Genomic DNA, 11,832 nt, shown 5'->3' on the forward strand with positions numbered 1-11,832 from the left:
CCCGGAGGTCCCGCCCGGGGACGCGCGCGGGGAGCGCCGGGGCCTTGGCCGGGCGGCCGTCCGGCTCGACTCGCCCGCGATGGACGCCCTGCTCGATGCGGCGATCGCGCGGCACGGGCTCGTCGCCGCCTGGGAGGAGGTGATGGCGCCGGTCCTGCACGCCGTGGGCCGGACCTGGGAGACCTCGGGCGACGAGTACGTGGAGGTGGAGCACCTGCTGTCCTGGCATGTGTCGACGGCGCTGCGCCGGGTCGGGGCGCCGGAGCCCGCCGGGCCCTTCCCGGCGGACGCCCCGCACGTCCTGCTCGCCTGCGTGCCGAACGAACAGCACACCCTCCCGCTGGAGGCCCTCACCACCGGCCTCGCCGAACTGCGGCTCCCCGCCAGGATGTTCGGTGCCGCCGTGCCGCCCGAGGCTCTCGATCGGGCGGTAAGGAGGACCGGACCCGCCGCCGTGGTGCTGTGGGCGCAGACCCGCTCGACGGCCCACCATCCGCTGGCCCGGCACGTCGCCGACGCCTCGTGGGGCGTCCGGGGCGCCCGCGCCCGGACGACGGTCCTGCTCGCGGGTCCCGGCTGGGCGGGCCGCACCCCGGATCCGGGGATGCTGCGTCCGGGCGGACTGCGGGAGGCGCTGGCCCTGCTCGGGGACCTGTGCGCACCGGGCTCCGGGGAACACCGGAACGACGGGCGGGGCTGAGCGCGTCGCCGTGGCGTGACGGCGGCGCGTGACGGGCGGGGCTTCGACGAGGGGCGGGGGCGGGGGGCTTCGACGAGGGCTGGGGGGCGAGGACGGGGACGGGGACGGGGGACGTATCAGCTTCGGCGGGTGTTCGCCCGGTGCGGTGTCCTCGGCGGGCGGGCGTCGGACGCGTCTCCCCTGGCCTGCCGGAACCGGGCCAGGCCCTCGGCGAGTCCGACGATGGGTTCGGGGTAGGCGTAGCGGGCGCGTTCGAGGCCGGGCACCTTCCAGGGCTCGTGCACGGAGGGCCCTTCGAGTCCGGCGAGTTCGGGCACCCAGCGGCGTACGTAGGCGCCGTGGGGGTCGTACCGCTTGCCCTGGAGCACCGGGTTGAGCACCCGGTTGGGGCGGCTGTCGGTGCCGGTGCCCGCCATCCACTGCCAGTTGAGCTGGTTGTCGGCGAGGTCGCCGTCCACCAGGAGTTCCATGAAGTGCCGGGCGCCCTCGCGCCAGTCGACGTACAGCGTCTTGGTGAGGAAGGAGGAGACGAGCAGCCGTCCCCGGTTGTGCATCCAGCCCTCGTGGGCGAGTTGGCGCATGGCGGCGTCGACGACGGGGTAGCCGGTACGGCCCTCGCGCCAGGCCCTCAGGTCGGCCTCGGCCTCCTTTCCGTGGCGCCAGGTGTCGTGCCGGGTGCGGTAGTCGGCGGCGGCGGCGTCCGGGCGGGCGGCGAGCACCTGGTGGTGGAAGTCACGCCAGCACAGCTGCCGGACGAAGGCCTCCGCGCCCTCCCCGCCCCAGGACCTGGCCCGGTGGACGACCTCGGCCGCCGAGACGGCGCCGAAGTGCAGGAACGGCGAGAGTCGGGAGGTGGCGTCGCCCGCGAGGTCGTCGTGGCGGTCCTTGTAGGCGTCGGCCTCGTCGCCGAGCCAGGCGACGAGGCGCCTGCGGCCCTCCTTCTCGCCTCCGACGGGCAGTCCCGGCGAGACGGACCCGACGTCCGCCCGTGCGGGCAGGGCCTCGGAGCCGACCTCGTGGGGCACCGGGACCCGGTGCGGCGCGTCGAACGGCTCGCGCAGCCGCTCGCGGGACCAGCGCCCGAAGTAGGGGGTGAAGACGGCGTAGTGGTCGGATCCGGCCGGGGTGACGGCCCCCTCGGGCAGGGCGGTGACGACGCCGTCGTGCACGTACAGCCTGCGTCCGTCCGCCTCCAGGGCGCGGCGCAGACGGTCCTCGCGGCGGCGGGCGAAGGCGCTGTGCCCGGCCGCCATGTGGACCTCGTCGGCTTCGGTCTCGCGGACGACGGCGCACACCTCGGCGACGGGGTCGCCGGAGCGCACCACGAGCCGGCCGCCGCGCTCGCGCAGGCCCTCGTCCAGATCGGCGAGGCAGTCGGCGAGGAACGCGAGCCGGTTCGGGGAGACCGGGCCCGCGCGGTCCACCGCAGGGTCGCGTACGAAGAGGGGGACGACGGCGTTCCCCTGCCCGAGGGCGGCCCGCAGCGGCGGGTGGTCGTGGACGCGGAGGTCCGAGGTGTAGAGGACGACCGAGACGTTCATGGGTGGCTCCTGGGGCACCGGCGAGCCGCCCCCGTGGGACAGGGACGCGCGGCACGGCCGGTGGTCGCGGGACGGGTGTCACTGGCCATTCCCGCCCGGGGGCCCGTACGGATGCGGAGGAAGGCGTACGGGTACGGGGACCGCTCCGACGGACGCGGACGCGGAGCCCGGTCCTGGTGACGCGCGAGGGCCGGTCCCGTAGCGTGCGGAAGGCGGTCACTGTGGCACGCGGAAGGCCGGTCCCGACGAGGTTTCCGGCAAGGGCCATGCCTGGCCGCGATCTGCGCCGTCGGCCCTGTCCCGATCGTGCCGCGCATGTTCCGAGCGTCGGCAGCGGGCGCGCCGGAGCCCGTCCCCGGCGCCGACGGAGTCCTCGCCCCGCGCGGTCGCACCTGTCGGCAGCCGGAACCGGCCGGTGTGCCCTCTCCACCGAGAGGGCACACCGGCCGACGGAGGGACTGTCCGTCCGGGATCGTCAGGCGTCGAAGAACGGGTCGTCGAAGACGTAGAGCCAGCGGCCGTCGGGCTGGCGGCGGATCACCTCGGTCGTGGGCTGCGTCACCGGAGCCGCGCCGGGCGCCGACACGGTGGCCACCGAGGAGAGCAGGGCCAGATCACCGGCATGGTGTACCCGCCGGAGCCGGAGCGTGATCCGCACGCCCTGCTCGACGTACTGGCGCAGGCTCTCGCTGATGGCGTCCGTTCCGGTGCTGACCTCGCCGGGACGGGGGACGAAGACGGCTCCCGGCTCGTAGAGGCGGGTCAGCCGGTCGAGATCACCGGCCGCCAGGTACCGGGAGAAGAGTTCGGCCAGTTCCTCGGGGCTGTTCGCGGCCGGTCCGCGGTCCTTGTCCTCGATGGGCCGATCGCCCCACCCGGCCTGTGCGATCATCTCGTACCAGTCGGGCACGGTCCCCTGGGGCAGGTGATGCCGGACCGCCGCGGCGGGGAAGCTCAGCGGACCGGCCTTGCGCGGATTGTTCAGGCACTGGGCCACGACCGCGTCGGTCAGGGCGTACGCCAGGTCCTCGCGGGGCAGCTCCTCGTGGACCAGGTCGGCCAGGCCCTCGGGAAGGAGCTCGCGGCCGATGCCCAGGATGTCGGCGGTGATCCCGGCATGGCAGAGCATGACCTCGGGGCCCTTGTGGGCGCCGATCCCGTTGGTGGTGTGCAGCGCGATGCCGTCCCAGACAATCTCGATCCGGTCCCGCGACATGCCCCGTTCCCGCAGGAAGCGGGCTGCCAGGTCCGCGCCGTCGACCTCGAAGCGCTGATCGCCGTTGCCTTCGTCGCTGACTCCGGTGTCGTGGAGCACGCACGCGACGAACATCAGCTCGTCGTCGTAGTCGATGCCCGCCGTGAGCCCTTGCGCTTCGCCGAGGGCCCGGCCGAACAGGTAGCTGCGCACGCTGTGCCGGAAGACGACGGGATCGTTCAGCTTCTCGGCGTACCGCAGGGCGGCGACGGCGATCTCGGTGTCGGGCAGTTCGATACCGGCGTACGACAGAGGCGGAGAGATTGTCACAACAAGACGTCCTTACCGAATCGCGCCCCGAGGATGACCGGGGCGAATGAGGTGATGTGCTGATCATTCCGCCGCCACAGGCACCCCCGGAAGTGTCCGGAATGACAACGTCCGCTAGGTTCTGGCCATGACAGTGATGGCGATTCTCGCGCTCGACGGAGCCCTTCCTTTCGAATTGTCCGTGCCCGGACAGATCTTCGGTACGGCCAACGAATCGGCCGGCCGGGACCACTACGAGATCCGTGTCTGCGCCCCGGGGCGCCGGGTGGCCACGGCCGCCGAGTTCGGCGGACTGAACCTGACCACACCCTGGGGCCTGGAGGGCCTGGCCGACGCCGACACCGTGGTGATCCCCGGCCACGCGCACTTCCTTGACCAGCCCTCCGCCCCCGTGATCAAGGCGCTCCGCTCCGCGGGCGAACGCGGGGCCCGTCTCGCCTCCATCTGCGTCGGCGCCTTCACCCTCGCCGCCACCGGCCTGCTCGACGGCCATCGCGCCACCACCCACTGGCGCCACGCCGCCGAACTCGCCCGCCGACACCCCGCCGTCGACGTCGACCGCCACAGCCTCTACATCGACCACGGCACCCTGATCACCTCGGCAGGAGTAGCCGCCGCCCTCGACCTCTGCCTCCACCTCGTACGCCGCGACCTGGGCGCCGCACTCGCCGCCACCACCGCCCGTCACACCGTCATGCCCCTGCAACGCGACGGCGGTCAGAGCCAGTACATCGAACACCCCACCCCGAACAGCCGGACCACCACGCTTGAGCCCACCCTGCGCTGGATGGAAGCCCACCTCCACCGCGACCTCACCCTGGACGACATCGCTCGCCACTCCGCGATGAGCGTCCGAAGCCTCAACCGCCACTTCCGCGCCCAGACCGGCACCACTCCGCTCCAATGGCTCCTGCGGGCCCGCGTCCACCGCGCCCAGGAACTCCTGGAGACCACCACCATCCCTGTGGAACGCATCGCCGACGAGACAGGCTTCGGCGCCCCTTCCACCTTCCGCCAGCACTTCGCCCGCCACGTCGGAGTGTCCCCACAGACCTACCGGAACACCTTCAGCTCCAGGCGGCACGCCGGCGAAGACGCCGGAATCGTCATGGCCTCGACGGCCGGAGTGGAGGCGGCGGAGCTGTAGCGGCCGAGCGGGTTCAGGTAGCGGTGGTCGAGCGGCGAGAGCCGCACCCCTCGCGAGCGGCGTCCCCACCGCGCCCCTCGTGCCCGTCGGTGGCGCAGTAGTCGGCCGACGCCGTGGTCTCCAGCCGCCCGGTTCCCGCGGACGCGCCCTCGAACGCCTCCCGCAGCGCGGTCACGCTCGGGGCGCCGTCGACCCGCCCGGCTCCGTCCCGGTAGAGGCGGCACGACACGCTCGGGGTCGCACCGGCCGGGGCGAAGGGGTCCACGCCGTCGAGCAGGATCGTCGGCGAGCCGGTCATCCCGTGCGCGACGGCCTGTGCCAGGTCGAGGACCTCGACCACCTCCACCCGCGCCGCCCGGCCGTCCAGCGCCCGCGTGACCCGGTCCAGGGCCAAGGCGACGTTCGGGCAGTCCGGAACCGTCAGCACCGTGATCCGCATCGCGCACTTCCTCCCGCGTTCTCCATGCTCTCCGCGTTCCCGCGTTCCCGCGTTCCCGCGTTGCTCCGTCACCGCGTTCCCCGCGCTCGTTTCGTCCGACGCTAGACCTTCCCGTGTGCTGGAAGGTCAAGCCGTAGCCTGGGGGCATGCGTATCGGTGATCTCGCGGCGGCCAGTGGGGTGACCGCCAAGACCCTCCGTTTCTACGAGCAGTCCGGTCTGCTGCCCGCCCCGCCCCGGACGCCCGGCGGCTACCGTGACTATCCCGGGGAGGCCGTGGCCCGGCTCGCCTTCATCCGTGACGCCCAGGGGGCCGGTCTCACCCTGGCCGAGATCCGTTCCGTCCTCGTCCTGCGCGACGGCGGACAGGCGCCGTGCGCCCAGGTGACCGCCCTGGTCGACCGGCGCCTCGTTGAGATCGACCGTCGACTGGCCGAGCTGTCCGAGACCCGCGAGGCCCTACGGCTCCTGGCCCGGCGCGCCGCCGCGGTCGACCCGGCGGGCTGCGCCGAGGGCGACATCTGCACCATCCTTGCCACGCCCGGCGGCGACACCCGCACGCGCTGAGCCGGGCGGCCCGCCCCCGCCCACCCGAGGCGACCAGGCGGGCACCCGGCCCGCTCGGGCACGGTCACGGCGATCCGTTCAGGAGCCCTCCGGCCCTTCGGCCGCGGCCCGGCGGGCGCGCAGGGCGCGGACCCTGCCCCGGCTGGCGCAGGACGGGGAGGGGCACCAGCGTCGGCGTCCGGGCGGATCGGTGAAGACGCCCCGGCAGTCGTGTTCCGGGCAGATCCTCAGGGCCAGCCGGTCCGCGCCGGTCAGCTGGTCGACCGCCTGCCGGGCGATCCTGGCCAGGGCGTGCACGGTGGTCGTCGGCGGTTCCCGGCGTAGCCGGCCGTCCGTCGTCAGCCGCACCGGCTCGTCGTGCGTGGCGAGGAATCCGGCCAGGTCCGCCACGGCGTCCCCGGGCGGCGCCTGTTCGCCGACCGTCGCGAGGGCCAGGGCCCGCAGGGTCTCCCGCAGCCTCCGTACCTCCGTCAGATCGTCCTCGTCCGGCGTCCTGACCGGGGACAGCTCGCAGTGTTCGAGCCATTCGGCGAGCCGGGCGGGCGAGGCCAGCCGCTCCACGGGGTCCGCGCTGAACGAGCGGCCCTTGGTGGCGAGCAGATTCAGCCAGACGGCCCCGCAGTCGAAGCGGAAGGCGTGTTTGTCCTCGGTGACCGGGGCTTTGACCATGACCACAGCGTAACGCCTCATCCGTTACGCTACCGTCGACTCGTAACGCTCCAAGCGTTACGAAGGGATGGAGGATACGGACATGACGACCCACCCCGCTCTGCCGGAGCGTCTGGCGCCGACCTCGCTGGACCGCGACGAGGGCCACCGCCTGCTCGACCTCCTCCAGGACGAGGCGACGCAGCAGGCGACGCCGCCGGGGCTTGAGCGGGTCGCCCCCGGGTACGCCGACTGGATCGTCACCGCTCTCTTCGGCGGCACCTACCAGCGTGAAGGGCTCTCGCTGCGCGACCGGCGGATGATCAACCTGGCCGCCCTCACGGAAGCCACCACCGGGACCGAAACCAGGACCGAAGCCGGGACCGGGCCCGAAGCCAGAGCCGACTCCGCCTCCGCCTCCGACGCCAGAGCCGACGCCAACACCGAATCCGAAGCTCCTCAGGAGTCCGCCCGATGAACCCCACGACGGCCACGACCCCCGCTCCCGCCGCGAGCCCCACGATCCGGACCGTGCTCGGGGACATCCCTCCCGAGGAACTGGGGGTGTGCGACGCCCACGACCATCTTTTCCTCGGCTCGCCCGCGCTCCCCGGCCAGGAACTCGACGACACCGGGGCGGCCCTCGCCGAGCTGGACGCCTTCGCCGCGCTCGGCGGCGGCGCGGTCGTCCAGTGGACGCCCTGGGGAATGGGGCGGCACCTCGACGACCTCCCCGGTCTCTCCCGGCGCTCCGGCGTGCGCCTCGTCGCCGCCACCGGGCTGCACCAGACCCGGCACTACGACGCCGAGGCCCTGGGGCGCGTCCATGACGGACTGGCCGAGCTGTTCGTACACGAGCTGACCAGCGTTCCCGTACGGGCCGGGCTGATCAAGGTCGCCGGGGCCTACCACCGGCTGGACGCCCACGCCCGGCACGTCATGGCCGCCGCCGCCGAGGCGCACCATCTCACCGACGCGCCCATCGGCGTCCACCTGGAGGCCGGGTCCGCCGCCCTGGACGTCCTCGACTTCCTCTGCGGCACCCACGGGGTCGCACCGCACCGGGTGATCCTCGGGCACCTGCACCGGTTCCCCGACGCCGCCGTGCACCGGCAGGCGGCCGAGGCGGGCGCCTGGCTGGCGTTCGACGGGCCGTCGCGCGCGCACCACGCCACCGACTGGCGTCTGCTCGACTGCCTCACCGCCCTCGTCGACGCCGGTCACACCCGCCGGATCCTGCTCGGCGGCGACACGGTCACGGCCTCGGCCCGGTCCACCGCCGACGGACCCGGCATGCCGTTCCTCGCGGGCACCTTGCGGGCGCGGATCGGGAGAGAGCTGGGGCCGGACGTCGCCGCCGCGTTCTTCACCGGCAACCCGGCCCGCGCGTTCGCCGCGCGGTGGCGCCGCCCCTGACCCCCGCCCTCCCCGGCTGCCCCGCCTCTCCCGTCTCCGCAGTCCCTACCACCTCGCCCGCCTCGCCTGCCTCCGCCGTCCGCGCGATGTTGCGGGCCATCCCGCCGAAGACCACCGCGTGGAACGGCGAGACGCTCCACCAGTAGGCCTGTCCGGCCAGACCGTGCGGGTGGAAAAGGGCCCGCTGCCGGTAGCGGGCCCGGCCGTCCCCGTCCTGTTCGACGTACATCTCCAGCCAGGCGAGGCCCGGGAGGCGCATCTCGGCGCGCAGCCTCAGGAGCCGGCCCCGCTCGATCTCCTCGACGCGCCAGAAGTCCAGCGAGTCGCCCACTCGCAGCCGGGTGGCGTCCCGGCGGCCCCTGCGCAGTCCGACGCCGCCGACGAGCCGGTCGAGCCAGCCGCGTACGGCCCAGGCGAGAGGGAAGGAGTACCAGCCGTTCTCGCCGCCTATGCCCTCGACGACCCGCCACAGGGCCTCCGGCGACGCGGCGACGGGCCGTTCGCGCACATCCGTGTAGAGGCTGCCGCCCGCCCAGTCGGGGTCGGTGGGCAGCGGGTCGCTCGGCGCGCCGGGCACGGAGGCGGAGGACCAGCGGGTGCTGATGCGGGCCTCGCGGACGCGCTGGAGCGCGAGGGCGAGGGCCGTGTCGAAGGGCAGCGGGGTGCCCGGCGGGTCCGGCACCAGGGTGGCGATGTCGTGCTCCTCGCAGACGACCTCGTAGCGCAGCGACTCCGCGAGGGGGCGGGCGATGCCCCGGGGCACGGGGGTGACCAGGCCGATCCAGTGGCTGGACAGGCGGGGGGTGAGCACGGGGACGGGCAGGATGAGCCGCCGGGGCAGTCCGGCGACGGCCGCGTACCGGCGCATCATGCCCAGATACGTGAGGATGTCGGGCCCGCCGATGTCGAAGGCGCGGCTGACCTCGGGAGGCATGGCCGCGCTGCCGACGAGATAACGCAGCACGTCCCGGACGGCGATCGGCTGGATGCGGGTGCGGACCCAGCTCGGGGTGACCATCACGGGCAGGCGCTCGGTGAGGTAGCGGAGCATCTCGAAGGAGGCGGAGCCGGAGCCGATGATGACGGCGGCGCGGAGCACGGTGGTGGGCACCCCGGAGTCCAGGAGGATGCGCCCGACCTCGGCGCGCGAGCGCAGATGCGGGGAGAGCGCGTGTTCGGGCACGCTCCGGGGGGCGAGTCCGCCGAGGTAGACGATGCGGTGGACTCCGGCGGTACGGCTCCGCTCGGCGAAGGTCCGTGCGGCGAGCCGGTCGGTGCGTTCGAAGTCGCGTCCGCCGCCGAGGGCGTGCACCAGGTAGTAGGCGACGTCGACGCCGTGGAGCGCCGGGGCGAGGGACTCCCCGTCGGTGACGTCCCCGCGGACGATCTCCACGTCTCCGGCCCAGGGGTGGTCGCGGAGCTTCGCGGGCGTACGGGCCAGACAGCGCACCCGGTATCCGGCCGCGAGCAGCTCGGGGACCAGGCGTCCGCCGATGTAGCCGGTGGCTCCGGTGACGAGACACAGCGGTGCCGGGGGCCGCCGGCCGGGTGGGTCCGTCATGGGCTGCTCTCCGTTCCGCGCGACCCGAGTACTCACCCGTTCTTCCCGTCCCCGCGCCGTCGCGGATGCGGTCCCCTGCCGTGCCGTGCCGTGCGGGCCGGGTCGGGCGCGGGCGCAAGGGCTGGGCACGGGCGCCAGGGGATCCGAAATCAGAGGTCAGAGGTCAGAGGTCAGAGGTCAGAGGTCAGTCGATGGTCTCGCGTACGGCCAGTTCGATCAGGTCGCAGATCTCTACGGGCCGGGAGGCCAGGGACGCGTGGCTCGCGTCGAGTTCGACCGTCTTGCGCGGGTTGATTCGCGCGGCCATCCGGCGCTGGCTGTCGGGGTGGATCATGCGGTCCTCGGTGGAGACCTGGTAGTAGCTGGGCTTGACCCGCCAGGCGGGGACGGTGACGGCGTCGCCGAAGGTGGAGTCGAGCGGGGCCTTCTGGGTGACGGCCATGGCCTGGGCCTCTTCCACGCTCAGGTCCTGGGCGAAGCTCCCGTGGAAGGAGTCCGGTTTGATCCAGAGGTAGCCGTCGCTGTCGGGCACGATGTCGTAGAAGGCGGCGGGCGGGCGTTCCTGGGTGAGCTGTCCCGGGCTCTCCCCCGCGTCGGGGGCGAAGGCGGCGACGTAGACCAGGGCCGTCACGTTCGGCAGGTCGCCCGTCTCGGTGATGACGGCCCCGCCGTACGAGTGCCCGACGAGGACCACGGGCCCCTCCACCTGGCACACCATCTTCCGGGTGCGTTCGGCGTCGTCGGCGAGGGAGGTGAGCGGGTTCTCGACGGCGTGGAGGTGGAGCAGTTCGTGGCCACGCCGGTGCAGTTCCACGACGACCCGGGACCAGTGGGCGGCGCCGCCCCAGAAGCCGTGCACGAGGACGATGGAAGGCTTGTCTGCCATGGTTCCGTACCGATCTGCGAGGAAGGGGGCCCTGCTCCCGCCCGTGCCCCTGTCGTCACGCTACGCGAGCGCCGAGGGGCCCGCACGCGGGGTGCGGCGGCCTGGCGGACACTGGGGGAAGGAGCCGAGTGCGCGAGGAGGGTCCGCCATGAGCAGTGCCGCACCCAAGGTCAGCACGTTGCCGCCTGAGCACCGGGAGCGCCTGATGGCCTTCGCCGAGGACGTGTACTTCGATGTCGGCCACCGTCTCTTCGAGGAGCAGCAGTACGCCGACCGGTTCTGGATCGTGAAGACGGGGGCGGTGTCGCTCGACGCGAAGGTTCCGGGGCACGGGACGCCGGTGATCGAGACGCTGCGCCACGGCGAGCTGGTGGGGCTCTCGTGGATGTTCCCGCCGTTCCTGTGCCAGTCGGGGGCGGAGACGACGACGCCCGTGCGGGCCCACGAGTTCGACGCCCCTGCGGTCCGTTCGATGTGCCGGTCGGACGCGGAGTTCGGTTCGTCGGTGCTGTTCTGGGTGGGGGCGATCCTGGCCCACCGTCTCCATGTGACCCGGGTGCGGCTGCTCGATCTGTACGCGCCGCACGGCAGCGGTGTCTCCTCCTGAGGTCTCTCCGCGCGTTCGGCGTTCCCGCCGGGAGGGGCTGTGGGCGCGGGGTGTCCTGCCGGTACGGTGAGCCGGTGGGTGTCGGCCTGCGACGAGCTGCGAGGTCCCTGTGAGCGTTCCGACGACGGCACGCGAGGCGATCACCCTCGTCGCCGACGATTTCACCGAACTGACCTACACCGAGGGCCCGTTGGAGGGTGACGGGCCGATCGGCTGGCCGGGTTACGCGGCGGCGCACGCCCGCGCCGCCGCCCGTACCGGCGAGGCCGAGTCGGTGGTCTGCGGCACGGGCACGGTGGGCGGAGTGCCGGTGGTCCTGGTCTCCTTCGAGTTCCGGTTCCTCGGCGGGTCGCTCGGGGAGCGGACGGGGGCGAGGGCTTCGGCGGCCCACGCGCTGGCCCGCGCCCGCCGGCTTCCGGTGGTGGTGCTGCCCGCGACGGGCGGCAGCCGGATGCACGAGGGCATGCGGGCCCTGCTCCAACTCCAGCTCCTCGCCCGCGAGTCGGAGCTGACGCGGGCGGCCGGGCGGCCGCAGGTCGCCGTCTTGCGGGACCCGACGACGGGAGGCGGCTGGGCCACGCTCGGCGCCGGGTCCGATGTGGTGCTCGCCCTGCCGGGGGCGCAGGTCGGCTTCGCGGGGTCCCGGGTGCGCCCGCCGGACGCGGATCCCGCCGCGTACACCGCCGAGTCGCAGTTCGCCCACGGGCACGTGGACGCGATCGTGCCGCCCGCCGGGCTGCGGGGCGCCCTCGGCCGGTGGCTGGCCCTGCTGACCGGGCCCGGGAGCGCGGGTCCG

The 11,832-nt window shown here is 73.7% G+C and carries 13 protein-coding genes; 7 read left to right on the forward strand and 6 right to left on the reverse strand.

The genetic code is table 11. From position 1 onward, the window contains the following. Positions 1-700: B12-binding domain-containing protein (locus tag BU197_RS19335; protein WP_188269531.1), on the forward strand; the 700-nt coding region annotated here is incomplete at its 5' end. Between the two features lie 116 nt (positions 701-816). Here BU197_RS19335 and BU197_RS19340 read toward each other — a convergent pair. Next, positions 817-2,241: a cryptochrome/photolyase family protein gene (locus tag BU197_RS19340; protein ID WP_188269532.1), complete on the reverse strand. Its 1,425-nt coding sequence runs from the start codon at positions 2,239-2,241 to the stop codon at positions 817-819. A gap of 475 nt (positions 2,242-2,716) precedes the next feature. Beyond that, positions 2,717-3,766: an SgcJ/EcaC family oxidoreductase gene (locus tag BU197_RS19345; RefSeq protein ID WP_188269533.1), complete on the reverse strand. Its 1,050-nt coding sequence runs from the start codon at positions 3,764-3,766 to the stop codon at positions 2,717-2,719. Positions 3,767-3,893: 127 nt separating this feature from the next. Here BU197_RS19345 and BU197_RS19350 point away from each other — a divergent pair, with 127 nt between their 5' ends. Further along, positions 3,894-4,913, forward strand: a complete 1,020-nt coding sequence (locus BU197_RS19350) for a GlxA family transcriptional regulator (RefSeq protein ID WP_188269534.1) — start codon at positions 3,894-3,896, stop codon at positions 4,911-4,913. Positions 4,914-4,926: 13 nt separating this feature from the next. Here the strand turns inward: BU197_RS19350 and BU197_RS19355 are convergent, their stop codons facing one another. Continuing rightward, positions 4,927-5,352: an alkylmercury lyase gene (locus tag BU197_RS19355; RefSeq protein ID WP_188269535.1), complete on the reverse strand. Its 426-nt coding sequence runs from the start codon at positions 5,350-5,352 to the stop codon at positions 4,927-4,929. A 146-nt stretch (positions 5,353-5,498) separates the two neighbouring features. On the opposite strand from BU197_RS19355, the gene BU197_RS19360 reads away from it, so the two are divergent. Further along, a complete protein-coding gene (locus tag BU197_RS19360; RefSeq protein ID WP_188269536.1) occupies positions 5,499-5,918 on the forward strand; it encodes a heavy metal-responsive transcriptional regulator in 420 nt (139 codons plus the stop codon). A 78-nt stretch (positions 5,919-5,996) separates the two neighbouring features. Here BU197_RS19360 and BU197_RS19365 read toward each other — a convergent pair whose 3' ends face one another. Further along, the gene (locus BU197_RS19365; protein ID WP_188269537.1) at positions 5,997-6,587 is read right to left on the reverse strand and encodes a CGNR zinc finger domain-containing protein; all 591 of its coding nucleotides are present in this window, start codon (positions 6,585-6,587) and stop codon (positions 5,997-5,999) included. An 82-nt stretch (positions 6,588-6,669) separates the two neighbouring features. On the opposite strand from BU197_RS19365, the gene BU197_RS30595 reads away from it, so the two are divergent. Next, a complete protein-coding gene (locus BU197_RS30595; RefSeq protein WP_223183754.1) occupies positions 6,670-7,044 on the forward strand; it encodes a hypothetical protein in 375 nt (124 codons plus the stop codon). Further along, entirely contained in the window at positions 7,041-7,982 is a 942-nt protein-coding gene (locus BU197_RS19375) for a phosphotriesterase (protein ID WP_188269538.1), read from the forward strand. Before BU197_RS30595 ends, BU197_RS19375 begins: the two co-directional genes overlap by 4 nt. Here BU197_RS19375 and BU197_RS19380 read toward each other — a convergent pair. Both BU197_RS19380 and BU197_RS19385 read right to left on the reverse strand, forming a co-directional pair. Next, the gene (locus tag BU197_RS19380) at positions 7,933-9,543 is read right to left on the reverse strand and encodes an SDR family oxidoreductase (protein WP_188269539.1); all 1,611 of its coding nucleotides are present in this window, start codon (positions 9,541-9,543) and stop codon (positions 7,933-7,935) included. The genes BU197_RS19375 and BU197_RS19380 overlap by 50 nt on opposite strands. 184 nt (positions 9,544-9,727) lie before the next feature. Next, the gene (locus BU197_RS19385) at positions 9,728-10,429 is read right to left on the reverse strand and encodes an alpha/beta hydrolase (RefSeq protein WP_188269540.1); all 702 of its coding nucleotides are present in this window, start codon (positions 10,427-10,429) and stop codon (positions 9,728-9,730) included. Between the two features lie 148 nt (positions 10,430-10,577). Between BU197_RS19385 and BU197_RS19390 the strand changes: the two genes are divergently transcribed. Together BU197_RS19390 and BU197_RS19395 are read left to right on the forward strand one after the other, a co-directional pair. Further along, entirely contained in the window at positions 10,578-11,036 is a 459-nt protein-coding gene (locus tag BU197_RS19390; protein ID WP_188269541.1) for a Crp/Fnr family transcriptional regulator, read from the forward strand. Positions 11,037-11,145: 109 nt separating this feature from the next. Then, the coding region (locus BU197_RS19395; protein WP_317453398.1) for a carboxyl transferase domain-containing protein at positions 11,146-11,832 on the forward strand (687 nt) is incomplete at its 3' end.

Origin of the sequence: Streptomyces sp. CBMA291, assembly GCF_014596525.1 — a bacterium.
GTDB lineage: Bacteria > Actinomycetota > Actinomycetes > Streptomycetales > Streptomycetaceae > Streptomyces.